Here is a 17,485-nt window from a genome sequence, read left to right on the forward strand (position 1 = left end):
TGCGGTTCAACTCTTAACCGTCAAGTTGAACTGAGATTTACCGAGATGCTTGGCGCTCATCGTCGCTCGACGTCCGGCTGTTGCATCAATGTCGACGTAAACGCGCCGATCGTGCTGAAATCGTGACCGGCCGCGCATTAACTTGGATCTCGCGCAAACTTCGGATAGCTCGATGGCCGCTGAGTTGAGCGACAGAGGGCGTTTGGACGCGATATCGCGATTTTTCGCCGCAGCTGTTTTCGCGCTGGCGCCACCTTTGCTTTAATCCTTCAACAATTTTCTGCTCGTTTGCAGCCTCCTCACCGCCGATCTTTCAGCCGTAAGCCGCTGCAACGCCATGTTGCTCACTCCATTGGCAGTGGCGATCGCCGTCGGCGTCATGGTGGCATTGCAAATGTGGAGTAGCTCAACCTGCACAATCCGCAACTGTCTGGGAACTGCCGCGGCAATTATTCGATCTCGCACCGCCTGACCGCCTCTCGGTGACCGCGCGCGGACCGTGGCGTTCGAATCGGTCTTGCTGCTGCTCTCTGCATCTGGGACCAAGCTCACAGCACGCGCCTTTGTCTTGGTCTTTTCTTGGCATGGCCGCTGCCTAACATTCGTGCTTCAGGCATGCGGGCACGTGCAATCATTCCGCGAATCTGCGCCTGATCGGAGCTCAGGGAGATGGCAATCTGGTCACGCCGGTTTATCTTTTGCGCCGCACAAGAATTTGACATAGTTCTAAGTCATCAAGGACCTACGGTCCAAATCGATACATCACCAACAGTTCGCAACGAGATATGAGCGCGATCTTAATCAAACTCGATAGCTTGTTGCGTGTCCCTCTCCCGGCCTCACGGATCGCCGCGGCCGTCGTCGTGGCTCTGTTTGCAACGCTTGCCACACCGGCGCGGGCTCAATGCGTGGATCGCTCCGAACGCGCTCCACCGGCCGCTGTCAGCGCCTTCGTCTCGGACCCGTCGGTTCTGCTGCGCCTGTCAAAGAACGACAGGGACAAGCTTTCGGGCCGACTGACCGGATTGCTGGTCACCGACATCGCCGCGCTCGATTCGGTCCGCAACATGCTGCGTGGGGCCAGCCAGGCCGATCGGATCGCAATCGGCATCGGGCTTCACCGTGCCGAGGAGCGCTGCATCCCGACAAAGCCCGACGTCGCGCGCAGGATCGGCGACTTTGTTGCCAAGCTGCACGACGGATCCGTTCTCAAGGGATATTTCGCGGATCAGGACGCGGAGATGGCACCCATTCCCGGGAGTTCGGCTCCGTCTACGGCCAACAACGTGCCGGCAGGTTCAAGCTCGAACGCCGGCCTGATGACGGGTGAATGGAAGACCGAACTGGCCGACCCGTTCAAACCCGTCCCCCTTCCCGAGTGACAGCCTCAAGATTTCCAAAGATGTTTCAGCCACGAGATCAGTTTCCGCAACGTCCGAAGTATGCCATCGAGGTCGGCGGCACGACGCTCAGCGCCGAGCGCGCTCTGGACATCGTGCGTCGCCAGTGGCCGCTGATCGCCGCCATCGTGGCGGGTACGCTGGCGCTCGTTCTCGTCTACCTGATCCTCGCGACGCCGATGTACACGGCAAATGCGCGCATCCTGATGGATACGCGTCAAACCCAGGTGCTGGACAAGGACAGCGGAACGGCCAACGCCCTGATCGATCCGGGCTTCGTCGACAGTCAGGTTGAGATTCTCCAGTCTGACGACTTGATCCTGTCGATCGTCCGGCGCCTGAAGCTCACCGAAGACCCGGAATTCAACGGCTCCGACCCCGGATTGATTCCCCTGGTCATCGGAAAGGTCATCTCGCTGTTCGGATCGGACGGCCCTCCCACCAAGGAGCGGGTCGAGCGGGGCGCGGTCGAGCTCCTCCAGAAGAATCTCAAGGTCGAGCGCGTGCTGACGACCTACGTCCTGTCGCTGAACTTCCGCTCGATCAACCCTAACAAGGCCGCGCAGATCGCGAACGCGATCGCGGATGCCTATATCGTGGGTGCGCTGGAGGCGAAATATCAGTCGACCAAGCGCGCCGGCGAGTGGCTCCAGCAGCGCAGTGCAGAGTTGCGCGAGCAGGCGACGGCGAGCGACCGCGCCGTGCAAACCTTCAAGGCTGAGAACAACATCGTTGGCACCAGCCGAGGGCTCATGAGCGAGCAGCAGCTCGCGGACGCCAACTCTCAGCTCGTGACCGCGCGCGCCGCAACGGCAGAGGCCAAGGCGCGCCTCGACCGGATCGAGGCGTTGCTCGACAAGGATCTTGTCCAGCCGACGGTGACGGACGCCCTCAACAACACCGTAATCACGCGCCTGCGCGCCCAATATCTCGACCTGGCTGCCCAATACGCCGATTGGTCGAGCCGTTACGGAAAGAACCACCAGGCGGCCATCAACCTTGCCAACCGCATGGAAGAGCTGCGCAAGTCGATCGCCGACGAGGTGCACCGCATCGCGGACGCCTATCGCAGCGAGTACGAGATCGCCAAGAGCCGCGAGACGTCGCTCGACGAAAATCTCAAGAATCTCGTGTCGCAGGCCGGCAGCACCAGCCAGGCGCAGGTCAAGCTGCGCGACCTCGAGAGCGCGGCGGACACCTATCGTAATCTCTACAACAACTTCCTCGAGAAGCTTCAGAACGCAACGCAGAATCAGAGTTTCCCGATCAGCGAAGCGCGCATCATCACCACCGCGGTCAAGCCCGACAAGAAGAGCTCGCCCAAGACCCTGCTGGCGCTGGTTGGCGGCCTGTTCGGCGGTCTGTGCTTCGGTTTCGGTGCCGCCTTCACGAAGGAATTGCTGAGCGACGTGCTGCGGTCACCGAGCGACGTCGAAGATCAGCTCGGGGTGAAGTGCCTTGGCGTCCTTCCCGATATTCGCCCGGCAAGGGCTTCCGTGGACAATCCGGAAGGAAGCCTTTCCAGCTACGTCGTCGAGCACCCGTTCTCGCGATTTGCCGAGACGCTGCGGAACATCAAGGTATCGATCGACGTCGCGCGCCTCTCGCGCCAGGTCAAGGTGATCGGCATCCTGTCGTCGCTGCCGAAGGAAGGAAAGACCACGGTCGCTGCCAATTTCGGTCATCTGACCGCGTTGACCGGGCACCGCACGCTGCTGATCGACGGCGACCTTCATACCCGCTCGCTGACGAGAGCCCTGGCCCCCCATTCCAAGACGGGCCTGGTCGAAGCCCTCAAGGACCCCGGCTCGTACGGCTACCATATCCAGCGCAGCAAGGAGAGTGGGCTCGACTTCCTGCCGTCCGTCGTCGCATCGCGCATGGTGAACTCGGCAGACGTGATTGCCTCCAGGTCTATGGCTGACCTGCTCGCGGTGATGCGCGAGGACTACGAGTACATCATCATCGATCTGGCGCCGGTGATGCCAGTGGCGGACGCCAAGGCCGTCAGCCATCTCGTCGATGCGATGGTGTACGTTATCGAATGGGGCCGCACGAGCCGCAACGCGCTCCAGGAGTCGATGGCAAGCTCCGAGGGCATTCAGAAGAAGATCCTGGGCGCAGTGCTCAACCGCGCCAATCCGAAGATGCTCAAGCGGATCGAAGCGTACAAGGGCGCGCATTACAACAGCTATTATGTCGAGGGAGCCTAGCGCCATCGAGCCGGCGTCGAAGGCAGCAGGGGCCGGGTTTCGCTGCCCCCTGCGCGGCACGAGCATCGCTCTCGCTTCGCTCGCGCTGGCGTGGACCGCATCCGTCGCCCCGATGTGACCGATCCCGCCGTTCCGCAGTTCGGGCCGTGTTGCACGCGGCGAGCGCTATGAGACCGATTTGCCTGAGGCAGATCGTCGCCGACACTTTGCGATCCGCCCGTCGCCTGTGCAGCGCCAAGACGCCGCACAAGTTCCTGTTGCCGCAGCTCGCTGTCGCCGACGAATCGCCACGCCCGGCAACCTGAAGCAGACCGACACCGTCGCAGATGCCGTCGCGTCCACGAGCCCCGCTCCTGGTGGAGTGCGCACCGACCGAAGGGCTGGCCTGGTTTGGCAGCTACTGGGCCGAAATACGTCAGGAGGGCTTTGGGCCGCGGACGGCGCAATTGATGGGTCTCTCCTATCGCTTCGCGCCGCACGAGGCCTGGCTTCAGCTCATGGGCGCCGCTGGCGATTCGCGCGTTCAATGCGGCCTCGTCCCACGACAAAGCCGCACCATCGTTCGACCGTCAGGGTTTCGGCCAGCCGGACCGGAAGCAGGTAGCGTCGATCCGCAGCACGGTCGGGTGATCCGTCAGACGCGCAAGTGGGCGTCCGTCCCGCACGCTTGGAGCAAAAGCGGCTCGTGGCACCCCGATTTCGTCGATAGTGTATTGACATCTCGGGCGAAGCTCTCTGAAAGAGTTGGACTCCATGCCCACGAACGCGCCCCCAAATTCGCCCCGGCCGAAACTACCGAACGGCGTGCGCATCTATGCGATCAGCGACATCCACGGCTGTGCGCATCTGCTCGAACAGATGTTCACCGTCATCGATGCGGACATGGCAAACAGCCGGCCATATCGCGCAATCGAGGTCTTCCTCGGCGACTACATTGATCGCGGACCGGACTCGCGCCACACCCTTGATCTCCTGATCAGGCGCAGCCTCCGCCGCAATACGGTCTTTCTCAAGGGCAATCACGAAGCCTATTTCACCTCGGTGCTCGAGGACCCTTCTCGCGCCACCGAATGGTTTCAGTTCGGCGGCCTCCAGACCATGATGTCGTACGGCGTGTCAGCCGCGCCCGGCCTCGGCAAGGACGAGCTGTCCGATCTTGTGCGCGAGCTCACGTCCGCGATGCCGCCGGAGCACATCGCGTTCCTGCGTCAGTTGCGGCCGACATTCACATGCGGGGATTTCTTCTTCGTCCATGCCGGGGTACGCCCGGGCATTCCGCTGTCCGAACAGCGCGAGTCCGACCTCTTATGGATCAGGGACGAATTCCTCCAGAGCAAGAGGCGCTTCGGCAAATATGTCGTGCACGGTCATACGCCGGTGCGGCAAGCCGAGCTGCTGGAAAACCGTGCCAACATCGATACCGGCGCGTATGCGACCGGCAATCTGACGCTGCTGTCTATCCAGGGCAACAGCATGCTCGCAATCTAGACACTACCGCCTCTGTTCCAGAAGCGACCGAAGAACTCGTCCGCTTTGCTACGCCGTTTCCCCACACGTCGAAAGTGCCCCCAAAATAGGGCGCACTCCAACAATTAGTGGGAAGCGGCGGCAGGCTTGTATTCCGGGAAGCGGCTCAGCGCCGCCGCCTTCAGGAACTTGAAATGAGCGATCGAGGCGCCGAGCTCCTTGAGCCGGCGTTGGCCGTTCAGGATTTCCTTGTCGAACAGATCCTGGTGGTGATTGTCCAGCGCTTCGCGCTCGAGATATTCGTCGTCGCCGTTACCGATCGTCACGGCCGCGCGCGCCAGCACGTCTTCCACCCGGCGGTTGAGGCCTGACTGCTCCCGCTCCGCCGCGTGCAGGGCGTCCTCGATCGCAATCATGATGGCTTCGATGCGCGTGCGATCGGTTTCGGCGTCACGCTCGGGCGAGCGCGCGCGGAACGTCTGCTCACCGCCGAAACGGTCTTTCAGGAAGTTGTGGGTGCGGGCCCGCAAGAAGAGCTGAAACATGCGTGCACTTTCCGGTTGGAGGCGCCAGACCAGAAAATGGGTCCGCGATGGTTAATAAAGGTTGAATCTTTCGCGCTGCTCCGCCCGGCTTCGCGCCATCCAGGTCTTCCAGGCACCCTCGTGCTTCTGATAGAGTTCGACCCGGCGCCGCTCGCCAGTATCCGGCCACGAGTCACGGCCGCCAGGGGCGGCCTGCGCCTCTCCGAACGCCAGCCCGCTGTCGAGCCGCTCGAACTCGAACGTCTCCTCGGGCGTCAGCCCGATCAGGACACGCCGACCTCCGGCATCGACGAAATAACGCCGCGGCGCGTTGTGCGTCGGGCTCGTCACGGCGTCTACCCGCGATCCCGTCATGATCCGATCCCCCTGCCAAGATAGAGGCGGCCACCGAACTCTGGTTGCAACTCAGAAAAATGCACGCGGCGCCTCGTCAATGAATCATTCTGCCGGACCAGCGCCGGCGAGGAGCGGGATCGGGACCACAACTGATAGCATTCGGAATTCGTCCAAGTTACCGAGCGCGTTGTCGTCGTCGCACGTCAGTCTCATCTGCGAGTTGTGTCGAGATCATGATGAGCGCGCTGATTTTCTTGTCATGCCAGAGATTTTTTGAGCAGCACCGTGCTTGCGAGGTGATCGCCCACGCGCTCAGCTGAAGAACCAGAGGAACAATCTCACCAGCAGCAGCGTGATGAAATACACCCAGCCCGCCATCGCGATCAGCGCGACGCTGAAAAACACGCCTTCAAATGCCCGCTCTCTGATCCTCGTGAGAGGAAGTGCCGCTCGCGCTTTCTGAAGCATCTCGGTCTTCTTGGATTATTCGTGGTCGCTTGCGAGACCATAGCCGAACGAATTCGACGATCTCGTGACGGTTCGCCTGACTGAAGCGCAACGCTGCTCGTCAAGATCGTCGGCGCATGCGCGTCGCGCTTCGATCGATTCTCGTTCGTCGCTGCAGTCAACGTCGCGCGGCGATTCAATTCCAATTGCGTCCCAACTCCGCGACGTGTCGCGGCCCGACGATTTCCGGTCTCGCGCAAATGATCACGGCAAGACCATGACTCCGGGTTGCCGCGATGTCCGCCATTGGTGGTTACCACAGGTGGCATGCCCCCGCTCCGGCAACTCGGCTTCACACAAGGCCAAGTTCTCAGCTACGACATGGATCCCGGCAAGATCGAGCACACGCTCGTCTAGTGGCCCCGCGAGAATTTCGAGAGCGGGCTTGCGCTGACCGTCCGCTGGTTCTGCGACAATCGGACATGGTGGCAAGACATCCTCGACCGAGGCTATCGAGGCACGCATCGGCCTCCGCTAGCGAAAACTCCGTGGTTATACGGAGCACTAGATGCCGATTTTGTCCCGGTAAGGTTGAGCAGTTAGCTTAATAGGCGGTGTTTATTGCGAATGCCGCTGGATCGCATAATCCATCTTCTCACCGGGCTCCCCAAGGCCCGGCCCACCCAAGCAGAGCCGTCGAGCGAACGTGGGTCCGCTTGGCAGCTTTGTCGTTGTGTTGACGAGAGGATGATTTCGGTTATGGCGCGCAGGCCCTGGTCGTTCAAGGAAGACCGCCGGCTGATGGAATTGGCCAAGTCTTCGACTTCGCTGGAAGAAGCGGCGAAACTTCTCGGGCGATCGCCCGATGCAATCAAACGCATGGCCTTGCGCCTCGGCCTGTCGTTGAAGTCGAAGGGCACCAGGAAGAACTAACGTCCGTCGCGCCGGCCGCGCGCGACAATTCACGGAACGAGTGCGTCTGCCTCATCAATCCATGGAGGCCGCCAATCGAGGCAGCCCGAAGCTCTTCAGCGCTCTCGATCTCTCCGCGCCCGAATGTTAACCTATTCGGTAGTCAAGATTAAATGCCGTCCCTTTCCGGCGACAAATCGTCGCTGGACTGGCGTCGATATCCGTCCGATCGTTCGTTGGAGGAACGCACCATGTTGTCCCGCGCACTCGCCGTGGCTTTGCTTCTGGCTCTGCCTTCAATAGCGTCGGCGCAAGTCCCCGTGCGGTTCGGGTTTCCGAACGGCGCGCCGTGGTGCGCCTTTGGTTTTGACTGCCGCTTCCTGAACTTCCGGGAATGCGCGGACTGGATCAATGATCCCGCGAGAAACTGCCTCAAGAATCCGTACTTCGCGGCGCACTATCCGACCGATGTCGACAAGCGCTGGTCCTACAATCGGCGCTGAACGCCAATTTTCACGATGAATGATGCAAATGATCTCGATTTCGTTGGAATGTCTACAGTCGGGGCTCGCGCCGTCAGCCACAGTCTGCGGTCTGGTGCATCGATCTCGCAACCGAAATGGTACGCATCGCACCGCTTCGCGGTACCGTAGCACTCCGGAGGTTGGACGGCGTTGCCGCAGCCAGACTTTGACGCTATTGACGTTGCCGTTTGAGGTCGCGGAACATTTTTGTGCAGACCGCAGAATATCGAAAACGAGGCGAGACAAGCCTTGCGAGCCGCTGGAGCCACGATTTGTGCCCCCCTTTGAGCATCGACGGGCGAGTTTCATCCTATACCTGCAGTCCTATTTTGGCGGTTTCAGATGATGACGGTGATATTAGCCCTGCTAGGGGTATGGGTGCTGGTCAACGTCCTGTTTGTGTTGATCATGGTCCCGCCCCTCAAACCGCGTAAGCGGCCTGACTTATCGGAAACTGCCTTGTCACCAGTGCCCATCAAGAACGGGACTGATAGTTTGGATGACGACGAGCCGTTCTCCCTGCGTCATGTCGTTATCTCGGTTGCAATGGGGGCGTTCTTCATGCTCGTCCCTCCGCTAATCGCCGCGCTTCATGCCCTCGAGCGGCTTGCCAGGCGATCGTTCAGCGGGACAAAAGGAAACCCGGACCAGGAATAGCCACACGGCTGCGCTAGATGAGCGCAACCGATGACGCCAGCTTCCGTCTGTCTCGACCATCGCGGCGCGCGTCAATAAGCTTCCTGGAACATCACGGCCGAGGCCGTGCGCACCATGATCTTCAGATCAAGCCAGATGCTCCAATTACTGACATACCAGACGTCATATTCCACGCGCTTTTCCATCAGGTCGATCGTCGGGGTTTCTCCGCGAAGACCATTCACCTGAGCCCAGCCGGTCAGACCAGGTTTCATGTGGTGGCGGTAGACATATTTGCTGATGAGCTCGTCGTAGTAGTTGTCGTGAGCCAGCGCATGCGGACGCGGCCCTACGAGGGACATGTCGCCCCGCAATACATTCCAGAGCTGCGGCAATTCATCAATGCTCGTCATACGTAGGAAGCGCCCGATCCTGGTGACCCGCGCATCCTTTTTGGTTGCCTGGGCGACCGTCTGACCATTTTCGCAAACGGTCATGCTCCGGAACTTCCAGATATCAAAAGGCTTGCCGTTGAACCCGCGGCGCGACTGCCGGAAGATGACGGTTCCTGGCGAGTCCAGCTTGATCAGCACGGCGACAGTCAATAGCAACGGCGTCAGCACGACGAGCGCGAATATTGCTACGCTGACGTCGAGGCAACGCTTCTGCAAACGCTCGAAGATGCTCAGCGGCGGTCGCTGAATCTCCACCGCCACAGTTCCGCTGACCGGCAGGAAGGGGCGTGAGACGATATCGGCGATGGAATCATCCGGCAGAAGACGCACTGGTTGGGGTACAGCGCGCAAATACTGGCCGAGCCTTCGAAGCATCGGCAATTCATTCCAATCGATCGCGAGAAGATACTCGTCGACATCCACGGCGCGCGACTGGCGGAGGACGTCCCGAACCTCCCGTTCCCAATGGCTACCGTCGCTGTCGTCGATTCCAAGCACGAAGTGACGCACGACATCGAAGCCGTTTCTGTGCAGATCCTTGAACCGGCTCGAGGTGAAATCGAGCGGCTTGAGACTTAGGAGGACCACCTTGCGATCGACCAGCCGGCTTCTAGCAAAACTCGTGCCGAGCACGATCTGCCAGACGAAACGCAAGCTGATCAGGCCCAGCCCCCCCTATTGCAGCAAACACGATCACGGTGCCACGGGACAGATTGTCCGTCGACTTCAAGAGGAAAGCCGCGACGGCGAGCACCGTCAGCGACACCAGCCAAATGAAGACAGCCTTGCGCAGCTGCCAGACGAGATTGAGCAGGCGGTGCGTGGCGTAGACATCCTGAAGATACGCCAGCGCGATGAACACCAGCCCAACGATCAATCCGGCGCCGACCGAAGCGCCGTCGACAGTGGATGCAGTCGCGAAGCTGTAGAGAGCAGAGCCGGCGACGTAGCTCAGCAAAATCAACAGAAAGTCAGCAGCGATGACGACGATCTGAAATGGTCTCTGAAGGGCTGTGCCGCGCGATAGTGACGGTGAATAAGTCTTCTCAGAACCGAAAGTTGCAACAGCCATTCGAACCTCTGCATATTGAGAGTGCCTGACGCCTCATCGTGATGCTGAAGAATCGCCATTGCCCCGGAGCGAACCTGTTAAGTGATCGCAGCGATATTGTGGCACCGCACGCGAAACTTTTGCAATGCAAAGAGGATCGCAACTTGTTGAAGTGCGTTACGAGGATTCAGCGTGATGAGCAGTGCGTCATAGTGCTGACACATCGGCGCACCCGCTGTCGCACTTTGAATCAAGTTTCGCAACGAAATTCGATAAGCGGCGTTTGTTCGAGCTTCTCAGCTCACCTTTGACGCGGCGCTGTCGTTCTCAGAGAACACGGCGAATCAAATACGAGAATTCTGACGCAATTACCATCTCAAGCTGCATAGCTCATATCTCCTCAAGGCATGCATCTTTGCCGTGCGTCTCACGTTAGCAATGCAATATCACGCACGGCTTGGCGCTCGTGCAAAGTTGGTCGGCAAGGAATGCCGTTCCCTTCTTTCGGCGCGATCAAGCCGCAGAAAGAGCAGGACCTTCACAAAGCTCACGATGTTCGCTTCAGATGGAAGTTCTCCGGTGCCGATCGCTTGGAGAAATCTCTCGACGACCTGAGACCGCGCGATGATATCTCCTGCCCGATCAAGCCCTCGAGTGCACAAGCCGTAACTGCCGGAAGACGTCCCCATCTGCGCGATCTCGGATATTCACGGCTGTGCTCATTTGCTCCAACCGATGTTGCGGGTGATCGACGTCGATGTTGCCCGCAGTCGGCCGCGCTATGCGATCGAAGTGCTCATGGGCGGCTATATGGATCGAGCCGGACACGCGTGCCACCCTCGACATCCTGATCGAGCGAGGCCGGCGCGGAAATGCGATCTTTCTCAAAGGGAAATCACGAGGCATTTCTGGTCAACGTTTTTTGAAGAATCCTCATTGTTTAAGGATTGGATCGGCATTGGTGGGGGCCCAGACCTGATGTCCTATGGCCTTGCCTCCCCAGATCTGAAGCGGGGGAGTCAGCACCGACGTTGCGCGATCTCGACCGAGCACTTGAAATTCCTGGACAATTTGCGACTCAGCTTTACTTGCCGGAACTGCTTATTTGTTCACGCCGGCTTTCGGGCGGGCGTGCCCCTGGAGGAGCAAACTGAGCACGACCTGCTTTGGATCCGCGACGAGCTCCTGCGGAGCGAACAGCGGTTCGGCAGGAACATGGTGCTCGGCCGTACACCAGTCCGCAGTGCCGAATTCCTGGCAAACCGCGTCAACATCGACACCGGTGCCTATGCAACAGGCAATCTCACCCTGATGAGCATCCGGGGAAGTCGGATGCTCCGCAGTGTGAGCGATAGCGAGAGAATCCGGCTGATTGCTTACTTTCGCCCGCAAGATCGGGGAAGACTTCGGCGGCGGAAAACCGAAGGGATGCCTAGTTGAGCAGACGCGGCTCGTCCAGCCGTGCACGCATTTCAGCCATCCAATCGCTCCAGGCGCGCTCGTGCTTGACATAGAGTTAGAGTCAACGCTGCGCACGCTTGTCCTGGCGAACGCCGCGCTCTTCGCCAAGGAGATCGGCGCCGTCTGGGCGGGCTCCCGGATTGTCCAACGCCTCGAACTCGATGGTCTCTGAGATCGTAAGCCCGACAAGCACGCGCTGTCCGGCCCATCGACGATATAGCGGCGTGGAGCATCCTTCTTGGGTGAGGTCATCTCCAGACGCTCCGTTTATCGGCGCGAGCGAGGGCTGTGCGGATTGGACTATAACTAAGAGGCTCGTCGAGCATGGCCGAACGTTGAGATGGGAACCGATCGGCGCGCTTGGCGCGAGGCGTTGCGAGGAGAGGTTGTATTCTCTCGGTCTCGCCGGATGCCCAGCGCTTATCCGAGAATGAGGCCGGCGCAGAAGATCAGCGCGGATAAGGTTACAGAAGCCATGGTTGTCCGTCCTGAACAGTGCGATGGGCACCAGGAGCGAGTAGTGTGTCGACATCATGGTTCTTGGCAGCGAAAGATTGTTCAGACATGATCTTTCGTGTGCAGCGGCGCCTCGGTCCTCTCCGCTCGCCTGAGCCCCTCTCTTCCCCAACTCGCGCTATGACTCCAGTTGCTGCGCTGGGACCCTTCGGCTCAGTCCGTCGCGTCATCGGGCAGATCCGGCGTCCGAGGTCGCGCCTGGAGATGCAGGTCGAGATCACCAAAACGAAGCCCATCGAGTTGATTAGGGCACATGCACGCCCCCGGCGGGCTCAGGCCTCAGTCGACCGCTTGCTTGCTCGAGCCAACGTCCCTCAGATCGCTTCAGCGCTCGAAGTCGGGTCAAACTTATTCCAGACCCGGCTCTTTCACGATGCGTCCCCACAGTTGCATTTGTCTCGACACGCTCCACAAGGCCCTCCGGCTTGCCGGCGTCAAACCTGATACTCGCGCTTGCATGTAAATCCTGGGCCTCCACCGAAGACGGTGTTCCACATTCAAACGCGAATTCAGTCGCGGCTCTCTCCAGTTGTGACCAGATTTGTGATCTCCTCAGATGCCCTTGCGAGCAAAGCCCAGACAGACTGGGCGCGTGCGTGGCCCTGAATGACGCATTGGGCGGTACGTTCTGGTGTACCAATGAGTGGATTGCTCGTCTCGACCGTCTCGACGCGATAGTCCGAGATGTCCGCCAGATCGGAAATGTTCGCGATCCGCATCGAGGCTATCGTACGCCGCATCGGCTCAAATCCGCCTGGGACGAGATCGATTGTGACAACCAGCATTGCATTCCTCCATCATTGCAAATTTCTAAGTGGGGCCCCAGTGTTGCCCTACCTTGACCGCGACCGTGATGCTTCACCGCTCGTCGGCGCCGATCGCATCGCATCGGACGTCGCCGGGTCGCGTGGCACGGAATTCTCGATCGGTACTCGCGATCTGATCATTCTTTTTGGACGAGTATCATCGTGCGTCGATGCCATCGATCGGGTCGTCCAACCGCTCCTGTTCGTCGTCGCGAAGCAGGTCAACCGGACACCCTCGCGACATGCTACGAACTGTGTGTACTGAGGCGTCCATCGGGTGGCCTGGCCGCATCGAAATATTTGATGCCGCGGCTGCGCGTGAAGGCCGGCAGCTTTCAGTCGTGTCGGAAGCCCCGCCGCGCAGGAACGCAGGAGCGTTCCGCGGGCACGTTGCCGGCCCGCCATGCTCAATTCCTCACCGCTCGCAGATCGCGCTCGCGCAGGATTGCCTCCACCATGCGGCGCAGCCGCCGTACCGAGCCGCCGCGCCAGCTGTGTGCGATCGCCGCGCGCTCGGCGCCGTCCAGCGGCGGCACCCAGGCCGCATCGAGGCCGCGCTCCCGCGCGAGATCGGCCAGCACAGCCGGCAGTAGGGCGTCGAGGTCGTCGGCAGCCGGCTTGGGGAACGTCACCACACGAAACCGGTCGCGGATCGGCGACGGCAGCGGATCGAGGCTGTTCGCCGTCGCGACGTAGGAGACCTCCGAGGCATCGAGGGTGGTCTGCAAAGCGGGGTCGGGATAGCGAGCACTGGTCTCGGGCTCGAGAAAGCTGAGCAGGCAATCCCACAAGCGGCCATAGTCCGACCGCGTGCCGGCCTTCTCGAGTTCCTCGATCAGCACGAGCGGATTGGCAATTTTGCCTTGCGCGATCGCCATGAATGCGTGGCACGGTTCGGCCGAATACCAGCGCCGGTCGGTCCCACCAAACACCGCGCCATCGGAGCGCGCGGCGTCCTCGCGCCAAACGGTGACGCCCAGGGTTTCGCCGAGGCGCCGGACGAATCGGCTCTTGCCGCCGCCGGGATCGCCGACCAGCAACAGGGGCCGCAGCCGGACCGTCGCACGGCCGACGAGATCGGCCAGCGCGAAATCGATCACGCTCATCGCATAGGGAAACTCGAAGGCGAGCGCGTTGCGGACCTTGTGCAGCGGCGGCACATCAACCAATGGCAAGGGCGTGTTGACCGCGTGCTTTAGTGGTCCCAGGATATCCTTCAGCTTGGGGTTCTTCATCTCGACTTCAGAGAGGCGCGCGACCACGATGTGGCGCTCGGGAATGGCTTCGCCTTCGGCGGCGGCCGGCGCCTGCCAGGCGGCCGTCTTCTCTTTCTCCTCGGCCTCCTGCTGCGTCCGGCGCTCCTCCTCCAGCTCCCGCCGGACCGCCGTCTTCGTGGCGGCGACGCGGTGCTCTGCCGTGCGGCCTCCAAGGTAGGCCGCGTTCATCGCCGCCGACATGCTCCTGGACACGATGGCGGTGCAGGCCGGCAGCGCGGCCCAGCCGAAGGTGAACCGCTCGATATCGCAGCAGAGCTCCTGCTCCGCATGCCTGGCACTCGCATGAAAGGCCTGGAGCAGCGCCTTGCCGACCCTTTGGTGCTCCGCGAAGTGATCAGAATCGTGCGGCGTCGGCAGCGCCAGCAGCCGGACGCAATCGGCGAGGCTCCGCAGGTTCGGCTCGTCCTGAGCGACGGCACGACGATCGAGCTCGGCGGCGAGCGCCAATCCGGTTTCAAGCGTGCGCTTGTGGACCCAGGCGGCGCTGTGCGGCAGCTGCGGGCATAGCTCATGAATCTCGGCGATCAAGCGCTCCGCGACATGCTGGCTCCCATTGGTGATGAACATGGCATACCGCAGGAGGCGCGGCAGGCCCTTCAGGCGCTCGTCGCAGTCGGCGGAATCGGCGGCCGCGCCGGTCGAGACGGCGTCTTCGACGGCAGCCAGCAGATCACATGTCTCCTCGTCAGACATGCTTAGTCTGCTTGCACGCTGTATCGGACAAGGGTGGTCGGGCTCAGCGGTTGGTCGGAGAGATCGAGATGAACGAGATTGGCGCAGGCGAGCGCCATCACCGCCGCCGCGGGGTCGCTTTCGCCGGCCAACGCCTTGATCAACTGGCCGAGCGGCATCGGTCCCTCGTCGAGCAGGACCTGCAGGATGCGCATGCGCAGCGCGATCGCAACAGTCACGTCCTTGTGGGACCAGATCAGGTTCGCATTGGTGCGGCGTGGCTCGCGCCGGATCTCTTCGGCCGTCAGAACGAGCGGCTTGAGCTCGAGCTCGCCCAGCGCAATCAGCACGAGACCTTCCTCATCGATATCGCGCACGGCTCGTGCCGGGACGACATCGAGGACATCGCGGTCATCATCATGCTGGATAACGATGGCGTCGATCGAAGCGACGTACTCGATGGACCGCACCTGCGGATCGAGGGAGAGCTGGATCAGCGCCTCGCGCAGCGCCGGGTGTCGCACCGGGATCGCAGTTGTGGTCTTGGCCGAGACGAAGAGACCGGGGAGGCCCTCGGCCTCTTTTGTATCGCACATGACTTTTGAACCCTCACTAAAAGGCCGGGACTGGACGCAGCGCGTTCGCCCACGTTCGATGGTCGTCGATATCGGTCATGGACTGCCCCCTGCCCCGTTTAGATCTCGATCATCAGGTTCGGATCGAAGCTCCGGTACCGTTGTTCGGGAACGCGTCGACGTGATCCCTGCCTCATACTCACCGCAGCGGTTTTTCCCGGCCGTCAAGTCTAGAGGAGCGGAGCACGAATGCGCCGAAGAGGCGGCTTGCCTCATCGATTTTCGCTACGGTATCGCCCGAGACCTCGCCATCCCACTCGATCCAGGGAACGCCCAGTCTCTGTGTTATCTTAAAATACTTGAACGTCTCATTCTGACCCAGTGCGGTTTCGATGCTGATGCAGAGCTCCTCCAGGGCGTCGCGCCACTCCTCCGCGCAGTTCGGATAGCCGAAAGACGATTTCGGGTCGTCCTGCACGATCTCGAACAGGCGGGGATGGGTCAGCATCAAATCCACCCGCCAGTTCTCGGTCACAATCGTCTCACGTCTCTTCGATTCCAGACCTGTCGGATCCTCGTCGGCAAAGCGGTCGGCCTCGCGGTCGTAGCGCCGTGCTACGACCCGGTCGCGACCTGGCGTCGCGACACGAACAAGATGGACATTCTCCGGGCCAGGCGGGGCCGGGACCAGTTCACCTCTCGCGTGAGTAGCGCAGCGGGTTATGCAGGCTCCGCCAAGGTTGTAGGGCTCCCCCTCCGTGCCGCACACCTCGCATGTGCAGGCGGAGCGCGCCTCGGCAACCGCAGTAGCCTCGTGAATCCGGGCGATGGTCAGAGGCGTCACGTCACCGCGCCAGTAGACCCTCAGCGTGGCGGACTTCTTCTTGATCTGAAGGATACGGATCGTCTCGCCTCGCTGCAGCGCCGCTTGCATCCGCACGCACAGGCGCGCGAGCAGATCGTGCCACCCTTCCTCGCAGCTGATGTAGCTGGCTGCCGCTTCCGGCTGTCCCTCAGGAGGATGCAAGAGGTTAGGATAGTTCTCAATCAATTTGGTCCGCCAGTTCGGTACCTGCGCCATCTCACGTCTCCTCGTTTGCAAAAGCAGTCGGGTCGACCTCGATGAAGCGATCGGCCTCGCGGTCGTAGCGGCGGCACCGGATCACGCGCCGGTCACGGACGGACCATTCCTTGATAAGGATCTCGAACCCTGGCCGCACCTCGACCGGGCTCCGCTTCTCGGCATGCGCCATGCAGCGCGTCGTCAACCAACCGTCGCCATACAGCTGGCCAACCTCTCCGCAGACCTCGCACGTGCAGGCGGAGCGAGCTTCCGCAAGATCAATGGCCTCCTCGGCCCTGCTTGCAGCCATGGGCGACAGCCCACTGTCCCAGTAGAATCTCAAGGTTCCGTACTTCTCCTTGATCTGCGTCGCCCTGAACGTTCCGCTATCGGCCAGGATCGCAGCGCGGATGCGGGCGCAGGCTCGCTCCAGCAGATCGCGCCAACCGTCGCCAACGTCGGGGAAGGCCTGCACCGCCGCCGGATCGCCGGCCGGGTGGAACAGATCCGGATACGCACGCACGAGCGCGACCCGCCACTCCCTCTTCAAACGCGCCATCACAGTCCCCAACCACAATCGCCGCGACCGAGAACAAACCACAAACATATATCCATGTCAATGTTCATATAGATTGCAAGCTATCTATGTAGCTGCTTTCACATGTCCCTATGTCCAACGCTGCCTGTGGCCATTTGGCCGAACCCTGCCTAGAGTCATTCCACTTCGAGAGATTCGCGCCGCCGTGCGATTCCCTTTCGCCTTCACTACCGCCGGAGAGCTCATGGCTGACGCAGGAAAATCCGCTAAGGGAAGCAAGGCGCCGGTCGGGCAGCCAAGACGGAATTTTTTCGCGACCATGTCCAGTGAGGTGATCCGGTCGATCAAGCGGGCCGCCCTCGAGGACGACACCACGGCCTCGGAAATCCTCGAGGAGGCCGCCCGCGACTGGCTCGAACGGCGCAAGCACAAGGCACCAAGGCGCGAGCCCGGTTAGCCACGCGCAATCGGCATGCGCCCGCTGATGGTGCCTCTCGCTGCGAGCTCGACGGCCTTTGCGCTCTGCGCGTGCAATGCGTCCGCGCGCGGCTTTCTGACTCGACCGGCACCATGTCGGCCTTGAGGCTGCAG

Annotated in this window: 19 protein-coding genes; 9 read left to right on the plus strand and 10 right to left on the minus strand. The window is 61.1% G+C overall.

Annotation, left to right across the window (positions count from 1 at the left end):
- The first annotated feature begins 1,025 nt into the window (after positions 1 to 1,025).
- The 3 genes from AC630_RS46650 to AC630_RS01860 all read left to right on the plus strand — a co-directional run bounded on the left by AC630_RS46650 (position 1,026) and on the right by AC630_RS01860 (position 5,101).
- Positions 1,026 to 1,382 (plus strand): hypothetical protein, encoded by a 357-nt coding sequence (locus AC630_RS46650; RefSeq protein ID WP_245330225.1) that lies wholly within the window; start codon positions 1,026 to 1,028, stop codon positions 1,380 to 1,382.
- A gap of 20 nt (positions 1,383 to 1,402) precedes the next feature.
- Complete coding sequence (locus AC630_RS01855; protein ID WP_074116782.1) at positions 1,403 to 3,613, plus strand: GNVR domain-containing protein; 2,211 nt, start codon at positions 1,403 to 1,405, stop codon at positions 3,611 to 3,613.
- A 753-nt stretch (positions 3,614 to 4,366) separates the two neighbouring features.
- Positions 4,367 to 5,101 carry a metallophosphoesterase family protein gene (locus AC630_RS01860; protein ID WP_074116783.1) on the plus strand — a complete coding sequence of 245 codons (735 nt, stop codon included), beginning with the start codon at positions 4,367 to 4,369 and terminating at the stop codon, positions 5,099 to 5,101.
- A gap of 104 nt (positions 5,102 to 5,205) precedes the next feature.
- On the opposite strand, the gene AC630_RS01865 is transcribed toward AC630_RS01860, so the two are convergent.
- From AC630_RS01865 to AC630_RS45155, 3 genes are all read right to left on the minus strand, one after another.
- Positions 5,206 to 5,625 (minus strand): hypothetical protein, encoded by a 420-nt coding sequence (locus tag AC630_RS01865; RefSeq protein ID WP_074116784.1) that lies wholly within the window; start codon positions 5,623 to 5,625, stop codon positions 5,206 to 5,208.
- 51 nt (positions 5,626 to 5,676) lie between these two features.
- Positions 5,677 to 5,979 (minus strand): hypothetical protein, encoded by a 303-nt coding sequence (locus tag AC630_RS01870; RefSeq protein WP_074116785.1) that lies wholly within the window; start codon positions 5,977 to 5,979, stop codon positions 5,677 to 5,679.
- A gap of 294 nt (positions 5,980 to 6,273) precedes the next feature.
- Positions 6,274 to 6,429, minus strand: coding sequence for a hypothetical protein (locus tag AC630_RS45155; RefSeq protein ID WP_167561112.1), 156 nt, complete (start codon positions 6,427 to 6,429; stop codon positions 6,274 to 6,276).
- A 738-nt stretch (positions 6,430 to 7,167) separates the two neighbouring features.
- Between AC630_RS45155 and AC630_RS45160 the strand changes: the two genes are divergently transcribed.
- The 3 genes from AC630_RS45160 (at position 7,168) to AC630_RS01880 (ending at position 8,501) form a co-directional block, all read left to right on the plus strand.
- On the plus strand, positions 7,168 to 7,341 hold the full coding sequence (locus tag AC630_RS45160) for a hypothetical protein (RefSeq protein ID WP_167561113.1): 174 nt from the start codon (positions 7,168 to 7,170) through the stop codon (positions 7,339 to 7,341).
- A gap of 230 nt (positions 7,342 to 7,571) precedes the next feature.
- Positions 7,572 to 7,823 carry a hypothetical protein gene (locus AC630_RS01875; protein ID WP_074116829.1) on the plus strand — a complete coding sequence of 84 codons (252 nt, stop codon included), beginning with the start codon at positions 7,572 to 7,574 and terminating at the stop codon, positions 7,821 to 7,823.
- A gap of 363 nt (positions 7,824 to 8,186) precedes the next feature.
- Positions 8,187 to 8,501, plus strand: coding sequence for a hypothetical protein (locus AC630_RS01880; RefSeq protein ID WP_245330226.1), 315 nt, complete (start codon positions 8,187 to 8,189; stop codon positions 8,499 to 8,501).
- Between the two features lie 71 nt (positions 8,502 to 8,572).
- On the opposite strand, the gene AC630_RS01885 is transcribed toward AC630_RS01880, so the two are convergent.
- On the minus strand, positions 8,573 to 9,589 hold the full coding sequence (locus AC630_RS01885; RefSeq protein WP_208866944.1) for an exopolysaccharide biosynthesis polyprenyl glycosylphosphotransferase: 1,017 nt from the start codon (positions 9,587 to 9,589) through the stop codon (positions 8,573 to 8,575).
- Positions 9,546 to 10,007 (minus strand): hypothetical protein, encoded by a 462-nt coding sequence (locus AC630_RS46145; RefSeq protein ID WP_208866945.1) that lies wholly within the window; start codon positions 10,005 to 10,007, stop codon positions 9,546 to 9,548. The genes AC630_RS01885 and AC630_RS46145 overlap by 44 nt, the downstream gene beginning before the upstream one ends.
- 723 nt (positions 10,008 to 10,730) lie before the next feature.
- Here AC630_RS46145 and AC630_RS01890 point away from each other — a divergent pair.
- Positions 10,731 to 11,426: a metallophosphoesterase family protein gene (locus AC630_RS01890; RefSeq protein ID WP_245330227.1), complete on the plus strand. Its 696-nt coding sequence runs from the start codon at positions 10,731 to 10,733 to the stop codon at positions 11,424 to 11,426.
- Positions 11,427 to 12,472: 1,046 nt separating this feature from the next.
- On the opposite strand, the gene AC630_RS01900 is transcribed toward AC630_RS01890, so the two are convergent.
- Together AC630_RS01900 and AC630_RS42735 are read right to left on the minus strand one after the other, a co-directional pair.
- Positions 12,473 to 12,748, minus strand: coding sequence for a hypothetical protein (locus tag AC630_RS01900; RefSeq protein ID WP_074116786.1), 276 nt, complete (start codon positions 12,746 to 12,748; stop codon positions 12,473 to 12,475).
- A 428-nt stretch (positions 12,749 to 13,176) separates the two neighbouring features.
- Positions 13,177 to 14,493 carry an AAA family ATPase gene (locus AC630_RS42735; protein ID WP_245330228.1) on the minus strand — a complete coding sequence of 439 codons (1,317 nt, stop codon included), beginning with the start codon at positions 14,491 to 14,493 and terminating at the stop codon, positions 13,177 to 13,179.
- Positions 14,494 to 14,556: 63 nt separating this feature from the next.
- Between AC630_RS42735 and AC630_RS46655 the strand changes: the two genes are divergently transcribed.
- Positions 14,557 to 14,745 carry a hypothetical protein gene (locus tag AC630_RS46655; protein ID WP_245330229.1) on the plus strand — a complete coding sequence of 63 codons (189 nt, stop codon included), beginning with the start codon at positions 14,557 to 14,559 and terminating at the stop codon, positions 14,743 to 14,745.
- Here the strand turns inward: AC630_RS46655 and AC630_RS01915 are convergent.
- The 3 genes from AC630_RS01915 to AC630_RS01925 all read right to left on the minus strand — a co-directional run bounded on the left by AC630_RS01915 (position 14,742) and on the right by AC630_RS01925 (position 16,915).
- Positions 14,742 to 15,314, minus strand: coding sequence for a hypothetical protein (locus tag AC630_RS01915; protein WP_074116788.1), 573 nt, complete (start codon positions 15,312 to 15,314; stop codon positions 14,742 to 14,744). The two genes, AC630_RS46655 and AC630_RS01915, sit on opposite strands and share 4 nt — an antisense overlap.
- A gap of 178 nt (positions 15,315 to 15,492) precedes the next feature.
- Positions 15,493 to 16,374: a hypothetical protein gene (locus tag AC630_RS46150; protein WP_074116789.1), complete on the minus strand. Its 882-nt coding sequence runs from the start codon at positions 16,372 to 16,374 to the stop codon at positions 15,493 to 15,495.
- Between the two features lies 1 nt (position 16,375).
- A complete protein-coding gene (locus AC630_RS01925) occupies positions 16,376 to 16,915 on the minus strand; it encodes a hypothetical protein (RefSeq protein ID WP_074116790.1) in 540 nt (179 codons plus the stop codon).
- Between the two features lie 223 nt (positions 16,916 to 17,138).
- Here AC630_RS01925 and AC630_RS01930 point away from each other — a divergent pair, with 223 nt between their 5' ends.
- Positions 17,139 to 17,351, plus strand: a complete 213-nt coding sequence (locus AC630_RS01930) for a hypothetical protein (protein ID WP_074116791.1) — start codon at positions 17,139 to 17,141, stop codon at positions 17,349 to 17,351.
- Positions 17,352 to 17,485: the final 134 nt, after the last annotated feature.

Origin of the sequence: Bradyrhizobium sp. AS23.2 (genome assembly GCF_001908185.1) — a bacterium.
GTDB lineage: Bacteria > Pseudomonadota > Alphaproteobacteria > Rhizobiales > Xanthobacteraceae > Bradyrhizobium.

Excerpts from the sequence above, each read along its gene's own strand:
- AC630_RS01860 (WP_074116783.1), top strand. The coding sequence starts at position 4,367 with ATGCCCACGAACGCGCCCCCAAATTCGCCCCGGCCGAAACTACCGAAC.
- AC630_RS01855 (WP_074116782.1), top strand. The coding sequence starts at position 1,403 with ATGTTTCAGCCACGAGATCAGTTTCCGCAACGTCCGAAGTATGCCATC.
- AC630_RS01880 (WP_245330226.1), top strand. The coding sequence starts at position 8,187 with ATGATGACGGTGATATTAGCCCTGCTAGGGGTATGGGTGCTGGTCAAC.
- AC630_RS46150 (WP_074116789.1), bottom strand. The coding sequence starts at position 16,374 with ATGGCGCAGGTACCGAACTGGCGGACCAAATTGATTGAGAACTATCCT.
- AC630_RS01870 (WP_074116785.1), bottom strand. The coding sequence starts at position 5,979 with ATGACGGGATCGCGGGTAGACGCCGTGACGAGCCCGACGCACAACGCG.
- AC630_RS45160 (WP_167561113.1), top strand. The coding sequence starts at position 7,168 with ATGGCGCGCAGGCCCTGGTCGTTCAAGGAAGACCGCCGGCTGATGGAA.
- AC630_RS45155 (WP_167561112.1), bottom strand. The coding sequence starts at position 6,429 with ATGCTTCAGAAAGCGCGAGCGGCACTTCCTCTCACGAGGATCAGAGAG.
- AC630_RS01930 (WP_074116791.1), top strand. The coding sequence starts at position 17,139 with ATGGCTGACGCAGGAAAATCCGCTAAGGGAAGCAAGGCGCCGGTCGGG.
- AC630_RS01925 (WP_074116790.1), bottom strand. The coding sequence starts at position 16,915 with ATGGCGCGTTTGAAGAGGGAGTGGCGGGTCGCGCTCGTGCGTGCGTAT.
- AC630_RS01875 (WP_074116829.1), top strand. The coding sequence starts at position 7,572 with ATGTTGTCCCGCGCACTCGCCGTGGCTTTGCTTCTGGCTCTGCCTTCA.
- AC630_RS01900 (WP_074116786.1), bottom strand. The coding sequence starts at position 12,748 with ATGCTGGTTGTCACAATCGATCTCGTCCCAGGCGGATTTGAGCCGATG.
- AC630_RS46145 (WP_208866945.1), bottom strand. The coding sequence starts at position 10,007 with ATGGCTGTTGCAACTTTCGGTTCTGAGAAGACTTATTCACCGTCACTA.
- AC630_RS01915 (WP_074116788.1), bottom strand. The coding sequence starts at position 15,314 with ATGTGCGATACAAAAGAGGCCGAGGGCCTCCCCGGTCTCTTCGTCTCG.
- AC630_RS46655 (WP_245330229.1), top strand. The coding sequence starts at position 14,557 with ATGAATCTCGGCGATCAAGCGCTCCGCGACATGCTGGCTCCCATTGGT.
- AC630_RS01865 (WP_074116784.1), bottom strand. The coding sequence starts at position 5,625 with ATGTTTCAGCTCTTCTTGCGGGCCCGCACCCACAACTTCCTGAAAGAC.